Genomic DNA, 15,783 nt, shown 5'->3' on the forward strand with positions numbered 1-15,783 from the left:
TACCGGCGGCTATGGGCCCCGGTGACCGTTCCGCGGAATTACGGAGGGCGAGGAGCGTATCGGCTAACGGGATTTTTATTTCGGGACGAAGGCCGTTTCGGCGAGCGAGGCGCTCGGCCAGAATCATCCTGGACGCTCGGGCAGGGGTCGTGTAATCTCTGATTCGTTCATGCGTTCATAGCAGTGAAATGTTCTCGGCCAGGCGATACGGGGAAGCACTGACCGTGGTAACCGATATTCTTGACAGAACGCGCACCGAACTTCTCGAACGACAAGCTGAAATATCCGCGATCGAGAGAAAACTCGACAATCTGCGCGGCGGATCCGGCGGAGTCCTGGCGGTCGAAGGCGCACCGGGTACGGGCAAGTCGAGCCTCCTTCACCACCTGCACCGCAAGGCCGTCGACAGCAAGTTCCTGGTACTCCGTGCGAGAGGGAACGAATTCGAGGCCTCGTTCGCCCTGGGAGCGGTCGCGCAACTGATTGAATCCGCGGTCGAGGACCCTCCGGGCGGGGACCTGTCCGCCCGACTTCACACATCGCGCATCGCGCACCTGCTGCACGGGGAAATGCCCGACGAGGCGCACCCGGCGGAATGGCACGCGCTGCTCCACGAATTACACCGGGTCTTTCTGGACCTCGCCGGCGACCGGCGCCTCGTCCTCGTGGTCGACGACGCGCAACTGGCCGATCTGCCCTCGCTGCGGTTCCTCAGCTACCTCGCCGCCCGGGTGGGGCGGAGCCGCATCGTGCTGACCGTCGCCATGGAACCCCGGGGCCCCGGGCCGGCCGCCGATCTGCTGGGGGCCGTGGTCACCTCCTTCGAGTCGACCGTGCTCCGGCCGGCCCCGCTGAGCCTGCGGGCCCTGGAACAGGTCGTCGCGGAGACCGTCGGCGGAGCCGACCCCCTGGCGACCGCCGCGTCGCTCTTCGAGGCGACCGACGGCAACCCGATGCTGGTGCGGGCGGTGCTCGACGAGGCGGCCGCCGGAACCGGCCGGCCGGCCGGGACCGACCTGGACCGGCTGACCGAACGCGCCCCGCGCAGTCTCATACGCTGGATCGTCCGCAAGCTGCGCAGCCTCCCGGAGCCGTCCCTCGAACTGGCCCAGGTGGTCGCGGTGCTGGGCCGCGCGACGGAGCCATGGGTGGTGGAGCGGACCACCGGACGCGCCGACGCCGGGGTCGACAAGGCGCTCGCCGCGCTCATCGACGCGGAGATCCTGGTCGACGGACCGGTACTGCGGTTCGCCCATCCGCTGGTGCGTACGGCGGTCAAGGACAGCACCCCGCTGGTCACGCGGCGCCGGTTGCACGCCCGCGCGGCACGGGCGCTGGCCACCACCGGCGCCTCACCGGAGCAGATCGCCGGCCATCTGCTGCAAGCGCCGGCCCAGGCCGACCAGCGGAACGTCAGGAGCCTGCTCGACGCCGCGGCCGCCGCGACCGCGCGGGGCGAGCCGGACACCGTGTCCTATCTGCGGCGCGCCCTGCGCGAGCCCCCGGCCGACCGCAATGTGCCGATGGTCCTGAGCCGCCTCGGCACGGCCGAACTGTCCGTCGACCACGAGGCGGCCGCCGCACACCTCGGGGAAGCCCTGGCGCACACCTGCGCACCGGACGCGCGCGGCGCCGTCGCACGCGACCTGGCCTGGGCGCTCGCCGCCGGCTCCCGATTCGAGGAAGCCGTCACCGTACTGGCCGACGCCATCGTCGAACTCCCGGCGTCGGACGCCTTGGCGGACCTGCACGACGCGCTGTCCTGGATCGGCAGGATGTCGCCCCGCGCCCGTGATCTCCAACGGCAGCGGCTGGCCCAGATCCAGGAGCGGACGGCCGGGACGAGCCTCCCCGGGAGCGTTCACGGCCTCCTCGAACAACTGCGGAACGGCACGGACGCCCGGCGGACGGCGGACTCGGCCGGCCACGTGCTGCGCCGGACGGGCCTGCCCGCCGGGAACGGCGTCGGCTGGGGCGCCGCCCTCGCCGCGTCCTGGTCCCTGGCGATCTGCGACCGGCTCCCGGAAGCGCGCAACGCCCTGCGCACGGTGACGGACGAGTCCCGGCGCCGGGGAGTCCACCTCTTCCACCTGGACCACTGCCTGCGGGCGTACGTCGAGCTGCACCTCGGCCAGGTGTCCGCCGCCGCCGAACTCGCCGCGACGGCGCTGGAGGCGAGCGAGTCGGGAGGCCGCCCCACGATCGCGCAACCGATCGCGGCGGCCGCCCTGGTCGAGTCGCTGATCGAACTGGGCGAACTGGACCGCGCCACGGCCGAGCTGTCGGACCGTGAGCTGCTCCACGTCGAGAGCGACACCTCCGTCCACCTCCCCCTGCTGCACGCCCGTGGACGGCTACGGCTCGCCCTCGGGCAGACCGACGCGGGGGCGGCCGACCTGATGAGGGGACGAGCCCTCGACGCGGAACTCGGGCCGACGGCGGGGTCGGTGGGTATGTGGACCCCGATCGTCACGGCCCTCCACCACAGCGGACGGGTGCGGGACGCACAGGAGCTGGGCGAGGAGGAACTCGCCCGCGCGCACGCCTTCGGAGCGGCCCGCCCGCTGGCGGTGGTGCTGCGGACCCTGGCCGCGACCGCGTCCCCGGGCCGCGCCCTGCGGCTGCTGGAAGAGGCCGTCGACGTGCTGGACGGCTCACCGGCCCTCCTCGAACGGGCCCGCTCCCTCTACGTCCACGGCCGGCTGCTGGGCAGGGCCGGCAAGACCTCGACGGCACGCGAGCGCCTCCGGCTCGCCGCCGAACTCGCCGGGGAGTGCGGGGCGTACCCCCTGCACGAACGGGCCCGGAAAGAGCTGCTGTCACTCGGGGCCCCGGGCCGCGGCCCGGGCCGCCTCAAGCGGTCCCCGTCCACGCTGACGCCCTCCGAGGAACGGGTGACGGCCCTCGCCGCCGAGGGCCTGAGCAACCGGGACATCGCCCGGACGCTCTTCGTGACGGTCAAGACGGTGGAGTGGCACCTCACCCAGGCGTACCGGAAGCTCGGCATCGTCTCACGGGAGGACCTCTCCCGGGCGCTCGAGGCATCGGCCGCGGAGCACCGCTGACACCAGGGCGCCTGCCGGTGTGCCGGGCGGCTGCCGGGAGCGAGCGAGTCGTCCGGGGGCGGTGCTTCCGAGGGCTGCTTCGATGCCGGACGGGGCGTCATCCTCCTGTTCCCGAGCCGCCCTGGTGCACCTGCACGGTGGGTTCGACGCCGTCGGCGCCGACGACTTCCCGCCACGCGTCCAAGCCCGCCTGGAAAGCGACGATCCCGGCCTCCGGGAGAGCGATCTCGATCGCTTCGAGGATCTCCTGCGAGGTGACCCCGAGGTCCAGGGCCACCCGGATGTGACTCTGGATGTGCCCTTTGCCTGCTCTCATCACGGTCAGACTCAGGATGAACAGCAGTTCCTTGGTCCGGGGGTCCAGGGCGCGAGGGGCGAGATAGGCGGCCCGCACCAGGGTGTCGGTCGCCTGCAGCACCTCGAAGTCATGCCGGGCCATGACCTTGTGGTAATCCAGGACGTACCCGCGTTCGCGGGCCATCGCGTCGATGTAGTCCTGCGCGTCGTCCGGGGTCCGGGCGTCGGTGGACATGGTTCTCCTCGGGTCGGGTCAGGGCAGGGCGGGCGTGAGGATCCTGTTGGACTGCCGCACCAGAAGGTCTCGCACCTCTGCGCGGAATGTCGCGAAGTCGGGGTCGGCGGCCAGCTCGGCGCGCCTCCTGGCACGGTCGTCCGGCCCCTCGTAACCCCACAGGTAGACCAGCGTGTTCAGCTCTCCCACCTCGGTGACGTAGAAGCCGAGCAGGTTCCCGAGAATGCGCACCTGGGGTTCGCGGCCGTGCTCGGCCCACAGCTGGGCGTACTTCGCGGCCGTCCCCGCCTTGACCAGGTAGTTGCGTTCCTCGACGATCACGACGCACCTCCGGTGGCGGGGACGGCCGTCGGCCGGGGCGGTTGCTCGTCGTGCCGGTCCGGCTGTCGCCGGGGGGCGAGCAGCCGCTCGAAGGCGCCGCTCAACGTGCCCAGCTCCGCCGCGTGGGCCATTGCCGCGACATAGCGGTCGGGGCGGATCACGGCCACTGTTCCGGGCTGAGCGGCGAACCAGTCCCGCAACGTGCCGTCGAGGTCCTCCAGGACGACCGAATCGGTGCCCGAGCGGGGTCGCTCGGCGCGCGAACGCCCCGAACGGGACTCGGTGACGGTGACGTAGCGGGTTCCGATCCCGTCCCAGAAGGCACGGGACTCCGGGTCCAGGTGCACCAGTGGGTCGGTTCCGTAACCGACGAGGGTGAACCACTCACCGAGCGTCTCGTCCAGCAGCACCGACCGTCCGTCCGCCGTCTCCACCTTCGGCTGGACGAACATCCGGCCGACGGCCGACTTCTTGGCCACGGGCCGCCGGCCGTGCAGCACGACGCCCTCGGTGTAGCGGGGCATCGGCTTGAATCGCATCTGCAGCAGCCAGTCACGCACCTGCGGCGCCACCGTGAGACCGCGGAACAGGGCGTCGCGGGTGCGCGCCGTCCAGGTGTTGGTCGAGCAGAGCACGCGGCCGAGGGTGTCGGACAGTGCGACCATCGCCCGGGCGTGCGCGCGTCGCTCGGTGTCGTACGTGGACAGGATCCGCGGGTGGGCCCGGCCCGTCACCACGGCAGCGAGCTTCCAGGCGACGTTGGTGGCGTCGCGGATCCCGGTGTTCATGCCCTGGCCGGCCCAGGGCGGCATCAGATGGGCGGCGTCGCCCACCAGGCAGACCCGGCCGTCCAGGAAGCGGGCCGCGACGCGCGAGTGGTGGGTGTAGACGCGGGCGCGGACGATGTTGAGTGCCCTCGGGTCGGGGACGTGGCCGGTGAGCAGCTCATGCACCTTCTCGGGCCGGAGCATCGCCTCGGCGTCCTCCCCGGGGAAGAGCTGGAACTCCCAGCGCCGGTAGCCGTACGGCAGATCGACACAGACATACGGCCGCCTCGGATCACAGTGCAGGCCGGTGTAGGGAGCGTCCAGGGGGTCGTTGTCGCACTCGATGACCACCCACTTGGCCGGATGGGTGTCCCCGACCAGAGGGATCCCCAGCTGTCCGCGGACCGTGCTGCGGCCACCGTCCGCGGCGACCACGTACTGGGCACGCACCAGCAGTTTCTCGCCCGCGGGGCCGGTCACATGGAGGCGGACCTCGGTGCCGTCCTGCTCCAGCCGGTCGAGTTCGTGGCCGAACATCGGCTTGATCTGCGGGTAGCGTTCCAGGCCCGTGCGCAGTGTGGCCTCGGCCAACTGCTGCATGAAGATGTTCCGGCGGGGCCAGCCGTACTCGTCGGTGGCCGGCCGGATGTCGGCGAAGCACCGGCCGTCCGCTCCGAACATCTTGAGCGAGACGTTGCGGATCGCGTCGGCGAGCACCTCCTCCGCGAGCCCGATGCCCTGGAAGCTGCGTACGCATTCGTCGTCCATGCCGACGGCGCGCGGGTAGTCGACGATCTCGGTGCTGCGGTCGATGAGCACGGCCTGCACGCCGTACCTGCCGAGGTAGTTGGCGACCGTGACCCCGCAGGGCCCGGCGCCGACGACGGCCACCTCGGTACGGATCTCGGTGTGTTCGCTCATGGGGTGACCTCCCGACCGGTCAGGAACTGTTCGACGAGGCGGCAGAAGGAATCCGGGTCGTCGTCGTGGACGTAGTGGCCCGCGCCGGGGATGTCCGCCGTCCGCACCCGCGGGTTGCGCGCGGTCATGGCCTCGGCGGTGGCCGCGGGCAGGAAGTCGGACGCGCCGCCGCGGATGACCAGGGTCGGGCAGCGCAGCCCGTCGATGTGGGGCCACAGGTCCAGCCGGCGGGCGGGATCGGGATCCAGACGGGCCCGCGCGATGCCCGCCATGTCGGCCTTCCACAGCCATCGGCCGCAGGAGCCCGGTCGCAGCGTGTGCCTGAGCCGGGACGCCAGAGCCGCCTCGGAGATGCCGGGACGGAGCGTGCGCCAGTAGGCACGCGCCGCTTCGAAGTCGGGGAACTCCGTCGGCGTGCCGGCCATTTCACGCTTGATGCGCTCGGCTCCCGCTCCGGAGATCGACGAACCGGGACCGATGTCCTCGACGATCAACGCCGTGACGCGCTCGGGGTGGCGGGCCGCGTAGACGTAGGACGTGGCACCGCCCATCGAGTGGCCGAGCAGAACGAAGCGGTCCAGGCCCAGCCGGTCGGCGAACTGCTCCAGATCGCCGACGTACGCGGAGGTGTAGTACTCGCCGTGCGGGTCCCAGTCGCTGTCCCCCCGCCCGCGGGCGTCCACGGCGAGGATGCGGTGGCTGTCGGCCAGGCGGGCGGCCAGGGGGGCGAAGGTGCGGGCGTAACTGCGCAGGCCGTGCAGCATGACGATGGCGGGCCGGCCGGGATCGCCCCACTCGACGTAGTGGGCCCGCAGGCCGTTCAGCGTGATGAAGCGGTCCTCGCCGGTCGCGTCGGGGTCGCCGGCCGAGGGGCCGGCGCCCGTCGCCTCGGACACGCCGTGGGTGCTGCCGTCCATCTCAGTGCAGCCCGTCCTGTCCCTGGATCTCGTCGGCCTTGATGCCCCCGAGTCGCGCGTGCAGCCGTCCGCGGGTCGCGACGGCGAAGATGACGACGACCTCGTCCGGGCCGGGCGTGTCGGTGAAGCTCACGGTGACGGTGTCGTAGTGGGAGCGGACGTAGAGCGCGTCCTTGTGGGCCAGGGGCACGTCGACGGTGGTCCCGGGGGCGCCGCGCTTGCCGGTGGAGGGCACCCACGACTTCCCACCGCCGACGGACTCGCGGACCGGGTCGGCGAAGACCGCGGTCAGGAAGGCGTTGCCGTGTTCGTACTCGCCGCCGGTGCCGACCAGGCAGGCCTTGCCGTAGCTCTCGATCGCCTGGCCGCCCGCGGCCTCGGCGATACGGCGGCCGAACTCCTCGCCCAGCTTGGGGGAATCGGTGACGATGTCGTCCAGGTTCTCGCTGAACCGGCCGGCGTAGGGGTTGTGGACGGCGGCGGCGACGACGATCTTGCGCACCGGTTCGCCGTCGGCGAGCGCTCCGGTCTCGTTGGCGAGGGTCTCCTCGACCTGGGTGAACCACTTGCGGACGTGGTAGCTGGCGAAGTTCGGCTGGGGCACGGCGTTCTCCATGAGCGGGGCAGGGGGGAAGGGGACGGGATCAGGGGAGGCGGGGGGGCGGAGGACGGGTCGGGGCCGCGGTGCTCAGCTGTGGAGGGGCTCGACCTCGAACGGGTCACTGGGGGCGCCGTAGAGGCCGAGGATGCGCTTGCCCTCCTCGTCGTCGGTGACGGTCTCGTGGAAGAACTCGAAGCGGTTGCCGTCCGGGTCGGTGAAGTACAGCCCGAAGCCCACCTTGTGATCGGTGGTCTTCACCACGGGCACGCCTTTGGCCAGGAGCATTCCGTACAGCCGCCGCCATTCGTCCAGGCTGCCGTCGACCTCCAGGCCGTAGTGCTGCAGGCCGATGCCGCTCATCACCGCCCCTTCCTCGGCACGGATGAGGGCGATGTCGTGGTGCTTCTTGCCGAAGGACAGGAACACCCACTGCGGGCCCCGCGCGGTGACCTCCATGCCGAGCACGTCCTCGTACCAGGGGGCGGCCGCCTCGGGGTCGCGGACGAACAGGGACAGGTGCGTGCGCACCACCCTCGGCTTGAGGTCGCGCACGCTCTCGTCGCGGATCGGTGTGGGCTGCTGGTGTTCTTCCAGCGGGCGTTCGTCGGGGTCGATTCCGGCTGCGGCGAAGTCGTCGGTGCTGCGGTTCATCAGTGTCCCTCCGGGGTTGCGGCGACGGCCGGGGTCCAGGCCACGTCGGTGATCTCGCTGAACTCGCGCCACTCCTTGACCCAGGTGCGTCCGGCGTCGGTGGAGCGGAACAGGTGGCCGTACTTGGTGCCGGCGAACGCGAGTTGCGCGTCGGCGGGGTGCACGCCGAAGGCCCACACGGTGGAGTTGGCCGGCACGTCCAGGGAGGCTTCCTGCCAGGTCTGCGCGAGGTCGGTGGAACGGAAGATCTTCGTCAGGGTCCCCGGTGTGGCGTCGCCGATGCCCAGCAGCAGTTCGTCGGTTCCGGGTATCTGCCTGACGAGCCGGGTGTAGTAGATGCCCCACTCCTTGCGGGTGTCCGTGCGGGTCCAGGTCCTGCCGTCGTCCTGGCTGACGAACAGCGCGTTGACGACGACGCACACGATCGTCTTGGGCGGGCCTTCCAGGACGACGACGCAGTGGATGTCGGAGTTGGTGACTCCGTCGGGCAGGGTGGCCGGTGTGCCGTCGATGCGGTCCCAGGTGTCGCCTCGGTCGCGGCTGCGCCAGAGCCCGCCCTCCTCGATGCCGAACCACAGGTTCTTGGCGTCGAAGCGGTCGACGGTCGCCGTGAGGATGCGCGGCTTGCTGACTCCCGCGCAGAACTCGGGGATCTGCGGGGGCAGCCGGTCCCAGTGCACGCCCGCGTCGGCCGTACGGAAGACCGCGGCCCGCGAGGGCGCCCCGGTGCCGGCGATCATGAAGTCCGCGTCGTTCGGATCGATCGCCAGCGACCAGATGGTCTGGTCGTTCATGGGCGAGTCGACGCGGTGCCAGGTGACTCCGGCGTCGTCACTGCGGACGAGGCCCACGTCGGCTCCGGCGTAGACCACGTGCGGCTGCTCGGGGTGCACGGCGAGGCAGCGCACGACGGCGTCGAACTCGAGGTCCTGCTCGAGGCCGAGCCGGTACCAGGTGGCGCCGTCGTCGGAACTGCGCAGCACGCCCTGGCCTGCGGTGGCGACGAGAATGGTTCCTTGCATGAGCTGACTCCTGTCTGGTCAGAGGAAGATGCCGCGGGTCAGACCGCCGTCGATGCCCAGCGACTCACCGGTGATCGCCGCCGCTCGCGGCGAGGCGAGGAAGCAGATGGTCTGGGCGACCTCGTGGGCCGCCAGCACCCGGCGGATGGGGGTCCGGGCGGCGAAGTCGGCCTCGACCTCGGCCGCGGTCATGCCCCGCTTGGCCGCCTCCTTCTCGTACAGCTCGTGAATGTGCTCGGTCTCCACCACTCCGGGGTGCACGGTGTTCACGGTGATCCCGTGCGGCCCGAGCTGGTCGGACAGGGCCTTGGTCATGTGGACGACGGCGAGGTTGCGCATGCCCGACAGCGCGTGGCTGGAACGGCCCGTCAGCCCGCCGATGTTGACGATCCGGCCGAAGCCGTTCCCCTTCATGTACGGGGTGACGGCCTGGGCGCAGCGGAAGTAGCCGACGACCTTCGTGTCGAGGTCGGCCAGCAGCAGCTCGGGATCCGCGTCCTCGACGTCGTTGCGCACCAGGCCGGACGGGGCGGCAGCGCCGTTGACGAGGATGTCGACGCGGCCGAGTTCGGCGGCGGCCGTCCGCACCATCTCGCGTACGGACCGGGTGTCGGTGGTGTCCGAGCTGATCGGAAGCACACGGCTGCCGGTCTCGTCCTCTATCTCCTTGGCGGTCGCCTCCAGGGCGGGCAGCCGGCGAGCGGTGATGACCACGCTGGCGCCCTCCCTGGCCAGTTCACGGGTGACGGCTTTGCCGATGCCGAGGCTCCCACCGGTGACGATGGCGACTCTGCCGGTCAGTTCAAGATCCATGGATTGCTCCGAAGTGCGAGGTGGTCAGTCGAGGTTGACCCAGACGCTCTTGACCTCGGTGTAGAGATCGAGCACCTTGCGGCCCATTTCGCGGCCCCAGCCCGACTGCTTGAAGCCGCCGAAGGGCGAGGCCGGATCGGTCAGGTTGAAGCAGTTGATCCAGACGGTGCCGGCCTGCAGATCGTCGGCGATCCGGTGGGCGTGTCCGAGGTCGGAGGTCCAGATTCCGGCCGACAGGCCGAAGGGGGTGTCGTTGGCCTTGGCGACGAGGTCGTCCACGTCGCTCCAGCGCAGTGCGGCGAGCACCGGCCCGAAGATCTCCTCCTGCACGATCCGCATGCCCTGCTCGGCCTCGGCGAAGACCGTCGGCTCGAGGAAGTAGCCGCCGGCGTAGGGCGGGGGCAGTTCGGGTCGCCGGCCTCCCGTGGCCAGGCGGGCGCCCTGCTGCCGGCCGGACTCGATGTAGGAGGAGACCGTCTCGTGGTGCCGGGCGGAGACCAGGGGGCCCATTCCGGTGGCGGGATCGCTGCCCGGCCCGACCACGATCTTGCGGGCCTGCTCGGCGACGGCGTCCACGACCTCGTCGTAGATCGCGTCGTGGACGTACAGCCGGGATCCGGCGGTGCACACCTGGCCCTGGTTGAAGAAGACGGCTTGGGCGGCGGCTTCCGCGACGCTCTGCGGGTCCGCGTCGGGCAGCACGATGTTGGGCGACTTGCCGCCGAGTTCGAGCGAGACCTTCTTCAGGTTTCCGGCGGCGGCCCGGACGATGGCCCGGCCGGTCTCCGTCGAGCCGGTGAAAGCGATCTTGTCGACCCCGTCGTGTGCGGCCAGGGCGGCGCCCGCGGTCGCGCCGCGGCCGGTGACCACGTTGACCACACCGTCGGGCAGGCCGGCCTCGGTCAGGATCTCGGCCAGCCGCAGCGTGGACAGCGGAGTCTCCTCGGCCGGCTTCAGCACGACGGTGCAGCCCATCGCGAGCGCGGGGGCCAGCTTCCAGCAGGCCATCGACATGGGGAAGTTCCACGGGACGATCAGGCCGACCACACCGACCGGCTGGTGCGTGGTGTAGTTCAGCACCCGCATCCCGCCACGCGGGGACACCGGGATCGTGCTGCCCTCGATCTTGGTGGGCCACCCGGCGAAGTAGCGGAACATCTTGACGCTGGTGCCGACGTCGACGGCACGGGCCACCGAGACGGGCTTGCCGTTGTCACGGGATTCGAGCAGTGCCAGTTCGTCGGCGTTGGCCTCGATCAGGTCGGCGATCCGGTGCAGCAGCTGGCCCCGGTCCATCGCGCTCATGCGCCGCCAGCGGGGGTCCTGGAAGGCGCGTCGGGCGGCGGCGACGGCCCGGTCGACGTCGGCGGCGTCGCCCTCGGAAACCTGGGTCAGCACCGTGCCGGTCGCCGGGTCGAGGGTGTCGAAGGTCCCGCCGGAGACGGCGGGCACCCACGCGCCGCCGACGAGCATCGTCCGCGGCTCGGACAGGTACCGGCGTACCTTCTCGTGTGCTTCGGCCGGACCGGTCTCGGGTGCGGGGGGCGGAGCGGTGTCGTGCACGGGGATTCCTCTCACAGAGCCATCTCGATGAGCCGAGGGCCGCCGGCGGCCAGGGCCCGTCGCAGGGCGCGGGCCAGTTCGCCGCCCGTCTCGGCTCGTTCGGCCGGGACGCCGTAGCCGTGAGCAAGCCCCATCCAGTTCAGAGCGGGGTCGTCGAGGCTGGTCAGAGCCGTGGATGCCGGGCCGGCGAGGCTGGCGCCGTGGCGGGTCAGCTCGGTCTGCAGGATGCTGTACTTGCGGTTGGAAGCGATCAGAGTGATGACGGACGTCTGCTCTCGGGCCATGGTCCACAGCGCTTGGATGGTGTACTGGGCGCTTCCGTCGGACTGCAGTGCGATGACCTGACGCTCGGGTGCGGCGATCGCCGCACCGAGCGCGGCGGGCAGTCCCTGGCCGATCGCCCCTCCGGTGTTGGTCAGTGCGGTGTGGCGCAGCGCGTCGGCCGAAGCCGTGAAGAAGGGGTAGCCGCAGGTGCCGCCCTCGACGGAGACGATGGCCCCTTCGGGCAGGAGAGCGGTGACGATCCGGCCGACCGTCCCGGGCGTGAGCGGGCCCTCCGGCAGATGCGCGCCGTCCGGCGCGGCCGCCCGGCCGTGGGTCAGCACGGGCGCTCCGAGGGCGTCCGCCAGGTCCTCCAGCGCCTGGACGACGTCGTCGCCCGGGGCTGCGAGCACCTCCACCGATCCGGGCGGGGCCAGCAGGCTGGGAATGCCCTCGTAGCCGAAGTAGGAGACGGGTTCCAGCGCGCCGGCGAGCACGACGGTCCGCGCACCGGCCAGTGCCTTGATCGCCGTTTCCGGGAAGTACGGCAGTCGGTCCAGGCCGGGCAGGCCGCCGCCGCGTTCGGCGGTCGCGGGGAACGTCTCGCTGTAGAGCGTGGCCCCTGCAACGGCGGCGATCCGCTCCGCGGCGCGCTGTCCGGGTTCGGTGAGGGCCTGCGCGCCGAGCAGGAACACGGTGCGTGAACCGCCGCTCAGGCGCTTGGCCAGCCTCTCCACCACGTCGGCGCCGACGGGCGCCGGCTGCGGTGCCGGTCGCGGGGAGGCGCCGGCGTGCGTTTCGGTGACGGCCTCCTGCTGGAAGTCCACCGGAACGATCAGCGTGGCGCCGTGGCCGGGAGGGGTCCGGGCCGCTGTGAGCGCCTCGGCGGTGGTGCGGCTCATGTCGTCCGCCGAGCCGACCGTGCCGACCCAGCCGGACACCGGTGTGGCCAGGGAGACGATGTCACTGGTGAGGGGGGCGTCGTAGGGAAGGTGCCAACTGGCGTGGTCTCCCACGACGTTGAGGATCGGGGAATGGGCCCGGCGGGCGTTGTGCAGGTTGGCCGCGCCGTTGGCGAAACCGGGGCCCAGGTGCAGCAGGGTCATGGCGGGCTTTCCGGCGATCCGCGCGTACCCGTCGGCCGCGCCGGTGCACACCCCCTCGAACAGGCCGAGCACAGGGCGTACGGCGGGCACCGCGTCGAGCGCCGCCACCAACGGCATCTCCGTGGTGCCGGGGTTGGCGAAACAGACCTCGACGCCTCCGGCGGCGACGGCCTCGACCAGTACCTGTGCACCGGTCTTGCCACCGCCCCGGTTCATGGTCGTGTCGGTGATCGGATCAGTCATGCGACGGCAGTGCCTCTCGTGATGGGGCCGAGCCCGCCGGTTGCGGGGTCGGAGGAGCCGACGCGCGGACATCAGACGCCGCCGGCCGGCTTTCTCGTGGCCTCGGCCCTGGTCGGATCCGGTGGCGGACCGCCCTCGCGGACGGCGCGGACGACCTCGAGCAGGCGCCGCTCGGGCGCGCTGCGGTCGGTGCTCAGGATCCTGACGAGCCCGCCGTGCCACTCGTGATCGGTCATGCCCGGGTTGTGATCGCTCGTTCCGTCCGGCCAGACGATCTGCGGGCTGCCCTGGATCGTGACGCGCAGGCTCGCGCGATGGTCGGCGGCGACGTCCGACCGGACGTCGGACTCCCTCCACATCTCCATGACCGCTTCGGGGTCCAGCGACGCGGTGTCCGCCGCGAGCTCCAGTGCCCGGTGCAGCCCGGCGGCGATGCTGACGTCCACGCCGTCCCGGAAGAACGCCAGGCGCAGTGCGTAGTCGACCTCCTCCGCCGCGACGACGCCGTGGACGCGGCGAGCGGCGGCGACGAGTTCGAACGCGGGGAGAAAGGTCGACGGCCAGGATTCGCCGCGATACGCGGTGAACAGGTCGGGTTCATGGCTCGCGAGCGCGGCGGTCTCGGTGGTGACGATCTCGCGCGGTGTGCCGCGGCTGTTGACCCATTCCAGCGGCCAGGCTCGCGGCACGAACACGACGTCGAGGCCGTGTTCGCGGCGGGCCTCGCGCAGGCGGTGGATCGCGACGAGCGCCCATGGGCAGTGCAGTTCGGACCAGATCTCCACCCGCAGGGCGGCATCGGAGGGACTGCTACGCGGCGGTGGCATGGCGAGCCGAGAGGGCGACCGCGAACCGGGCGAGGCGCGCGCCCTGGAAGCGGGCGCATTCCAGCGTCACGTCGTCGGGCATCGTGGACGGGAAGCCCGCCGGCCACGAGGTGCCGTACGGGTTCCCGCCGGCTGCGAAGACGACGTCGTCGGTGTAGCCGAGGGGGACGATGACGCTGCCCCAGTGATAGAAGACGTTGTTCAGCGAGAGAATGGTCGACTCCTGGCCGCCGTTGCGTTCGGCCGAGGACACGAAGGCCGTGACGGGCTTGTCGGCGAGCTTGCCGTCCTGCCACAGGCTGCCGGCGGTGTCGAGGAACTGCTTGAGCTGGGCGGCGGGGGCCCCGTAGCGGGTCGGGGTGCCGAAGGCGTAGCCGTCCGCCCACTCCAGGTCCTCCAGCGTGGCCACCTCGACGGCCTCGTGGGTGTCGCGTCGGTGCTGGGCCCAGGCCGGGTTGGAGGCGATCGCCTCCTCCGGGGCGAGCTCGGCGACGCGGCGCAGACGGACTTCGGCACCCGCTGAGGCGGCGCCGTCCCGGACGGCCTCGGCGAGGCGGTGGACCGATCCGGTCGCGCTGTAATAGGTGACGAGTATGCGAGCGGTCATGACGACGTGCCTTTCGGGAAGTTGCGGTGCGGCTGCGACGCAGCCCGGACGACGGGTCTCACAGAACGACCGTCACGGTCTTCTCTTCGGTGTTGGCTTCGATCCCCGCGCGGCCGAGTTCGCGGCCGTGGCCGCTGAGGCCGGACCCGCCCCACGGAAGCCGGGGGTCCAGGGGTGACCAGCCGTTGATCGCGACGGCGCCGGCCCGGACGCGCTGCGCCACCCCGTGCGCGCGACTGAGATCGGAGGTCCACAGAGTCGCCGCGAGGGCGTAGGCGCTGTCGTTGGCGAGGGCGACGGCGTCGTCGTCCGTGTCGAAGGACATGATCGTGCCGACGGGTCCGAAGATCTCCTCCCGGGCGATGGTCATGTCGTTGGACGCGTCCGCGAACAGCGTCGGCTCGATGAAGTAGCCGCTGCGGTGCGGCCGCCCGCCGCCGGCGACGAGCCGGGCGCCCTCGTCCCGGCCGATCTGGATGTAGCGGGCGACCCGCTCGAGTTGCCTGGCGTTGATCAGCGCGCCCATGGTGGTGCCCTGGTCGAACGGATCGCCCAGCACGGCGGCGTCCGCGCGAGCGACGAGCCGGTCGACGAACTCGCCGTACACCGAGCGGGCGACCAGGATGCGGCTGCCGGCCGCGCAGACCTGACCCTGGTTGGCGAAGATCCCGAGCGCCACCCCGTCGGCGGCCGCGTCGAGGTCCGCGTCGGCGAACACGATCTGCGGGCTCTTGCCGCCGAGCTCCAACGTCGTGGGCCGGAATCCCCTGGCCGCCGCAACCGCGACGATGTGCCCGGTCTCCGGGCTGCCGGTGAAGGAGATCTTGTCCACGCCGGGGTGTTCGACGAGCAGGTTGCCGGTGGTCGCGCCCCGGCCGGGAAGGACGCTGAACGCGCCCGGCGGGAACCCGGCCTCGTCGATGAGCTGCGCGAGCAGCAGCGACGTCAGGGGCGCGTCCTCCGGCGGCTTGAGCACGACGGCGCAGCCGGCGGCCAGGGCGGGCGCGACCTTCCAGGACCCGATCATCGTGGGCGAGTTCCAGGGCGTGATGGCCGCGACCACGCCGATCGGCCGGCGGATCGTGTAGTTCAGGGTCTGGCGGCCCATGTATCCCGGGGTCGGGATCATGCGCCCCTCGATCTTGTCCGCCCACCCGGCGTAGTGCCGGAAGGTCTGCACGGCCTGCGGCAGGTCGATCATCCGGGGCTCGACACCGGGCTTGCCGACTTCGAGCGACTCCAGATTCGCGAAGTCCTCCCGACGCGAGTCGATCAGGTCCGCCAGCCGGCCCAGCAGCACACCGCGTGCGGCGCCGTCCAGTCGGCCCCAGTCGCCGTCGTCCAGCGCGGAGTGCCCGGCCGACACCGCGAGGTCGACGGCGGTGGCGTCCGCCTCGGTGATCGTCGCGAGGACGCCTTCCGTGACGGGGTCGACGACGTCGAAGGTCCCGCCGGTCCCGGCCGTCTGCCATGTTCCCGCCACATACGGCACCGGCGGCACCGTGCCGGCCAGCTCTTCCGCTTCTGCACGCATCGACATTGTACGATTACCGTTCTCCTGGACGA

Annotated in this window: 14 protein-coding genes; 1 reads left to right on the forward strand and 13 read right to left on the reverse strand. The window is 71.4% G+C overall.

Annotated features, from left to right (window positions below; genetic code table 11):
• The first annotated feature begins 188 nt into the window (after nucleotides 1–188).
• Nucleotides 189–3,065: a helix-turn-helix transcriptional regulator gene (locus IE239_RS31855; protein WP_229878435.1), complete on the forward strand. Its 2,877-nt coding sequence runs from the start codon at nucleotides 189–191 to the stop codon at nucleotides 3,063–3,065.
• Nucleotides 3,066–3,162: 97 nt separating this feature from the next.
• Here the strand turns inward: IE239_RS31855 and IE239_RS31860 are convergent, their stop codons facing one another.
• The 13 genes from IE239_RS31860 to IE239_RS31920 all read right to left on the reverse strand — a co-directional run bounded on the left by IE239_RS31860 (nucleotide 3,163) and on the right by IE239_RS31920 (nucleotide 15,751).
• A complete protein-coding gene (locus IE239_RS31860; RefSeq protein ID WP_190152919.1) occupies nucleotides 3,163–3,597 on the reverse strand; it encodes a carboxymuconolactone decarboxylase family protein in 435 nt (144 codons plus the stop codon).
• Between the two features lie 18 nt (nucleotides 3,598–3,615).
• Nucleotides 3,616–3,918: an NIPSNAP family protein gene (locus tag IE239_RS31865; RefSeq protein ID WP_190152920.1), complete on the reverse strand. Its 303-nt coding sequence runs from the start codon at nucleotides 3,916–3,918 to the stop codon at nucleotides 3,616–3,618.
• The gene (locus tag IE239_RS31870) at nucleotides 3,915–5,606 is read right to left on the reverse strand and encodes a bifunctional 3-(3-hydroxy-phenyl)propionate/3-hydroxycinnamic acid hydroxylase (protein WP_190152921.1); all 1,692 of its coding nucleotides are present in this window, start codon (nucleotides 5,604–5,606) and stop codon (nucleotides 3,915–3,917) included. The genes IE239_RS31865 and IE239_RS31870 overlap by 4 nt, the downstream gene beginning before the upstream one ends.
• Nucleotides 5,603–6,523 (reverse strand): alpha/beta fold hydrolase, encoded by a 921-nt coding sequence (locus tag IE239_RS31875; RefSeq protein WP_190152922.1) that lies wholly within the window; start codon nucleotides 6,521–6,523, stop codon nucleotides 5,603–5,605. The genes IE239_RS31870 and IE239_RS31875 overlap by 4 nt, the downstream gene beginning before the upstream one ends.
• Before the next feature lies 1 nt (nucleotide 6,524).
• Entirely contained in the window at nucleotides 6,525–7,127 is a 603-nt protein-coding gene (locus IE239_RS31880; RefSeq protein ID WP_229878436.1) for an amino acid synthesis family protein, read from the reverse strand.
• Between the two features lie 84 nt (nucleotides 7,128–7,211).
• The gene (locus tag IE239_RS31885) at nucleotides 7,212–7,775 is read right to left on the reverse strand and encodes a VOC family protein (protein WP_190152924.1); all 564 of its coding nucleotides are present in this window, start codon (nucleotides 7,773–7,775) and stop codon (nucleotides 7,212–7,214) included.
• Complete coding sequence (locus IE239_RS31890; protein ID WP_190152925.1) at nucleotides 7,775–8,797, reverse strand: WD40/YVTN/BNR-like repeat-containing protein; 1,023 nt, start codon at nucleotides 8,795–8,797, stop codon at nucleotides 7,775–7,777. The genes IE239_RS31885 and IE239_RS31890 overlap by 1 nt, the downstream gene beginning before the upstream one ends.
• Before the next feature lie 18 nt (nucleotides 8,798–8,815).
• Entirely contained in the window at nucleotides 8,816–9,610 is a 795-nt protein-coding gene (locus tag IE239_RS31895) for an SDR family NAD(P)-dependent oxidoreductase (RefSeq protein WP_190152926.1), read from the reverse strand.
• A gap of 24 nt (nucleotides 9,611–9,634) precedes the next feature.
• On the reverse strand, nucleotides 9,635–11,173 hold the full coding sequence (locus IE239_RS31900) for an aldehyde dehydrogenase family protein (RefSeq protein WP_308435440.1): 1,539 nt from the start codon (nucleotides 11,171–11,173) through the stop codon (nucleotides 9,635–9,637).
• Nucleotides 11,174–11,184: 11 nt separating this feature from the next.
• Nucleotides 11,185–12,783, reverse strand: coding sequence for an acetolactate synthase large subunit (locus IE239_RS31905; RefSeq protein WP_229878437.1), 1,599 nt, complete (start codon nucleotides 12,781–12,783; stop codon nucleotides 11,185–11,187).
• 71 nt (nucleotides 12,784–12,854) lie between these two features.
• On the reverse strand, nucleotides 12,855–13,610 hold the full coding sequence (locus IE239_RS31910) for a DsbA family oxidoreductase (RefSeq protein WP_190152927.1): 756 nt from the start codon (nucleotides 13,608–13,610) through the stop codon (nucleotides 12,855–12,857).
• A complete protein-coding gene (gene wrbA / locus IE239_RS31915; RefSeq protein WP_190152928.1) occupies nucleotides 13,594–14,217 on the reverse strand; it encodes an NAD(P)H:quinone oxidoreductase in 624 nt (207 codons plus the stop codon). Before wrbA ends, IE239_RS31910 begins: the two co-directional genes overlap by 17 nt.
• 58 nt (nucleotides 14,218–14,275) lie before the next feature.
• Nucleotides 14,276–15,751 (reverse strand): aldehyde dehydrogenase family protein, encoded by a 1,476-nt coding sequence (locus IE239_RS31920; protein ID WP_190152929.1) that lies wholly within the window; start codon nucleotides 15,749–15,751, stop codon nucleotides 14,276–14,278.
• Nucleotides 15,752–15,783 lie beyond the last annotated feature (32 nt).

The sequence above is a fragment of the Streptomyces humidus genome (assembly GCF_014649655.1).
Taxonomy (GTDB): domain Bacteria; phylum Actinomycetota; class Actinomycetes; order Streptomycetales; family Streptomycetaceae; genus Streptomyces; species Streptomyces humidus.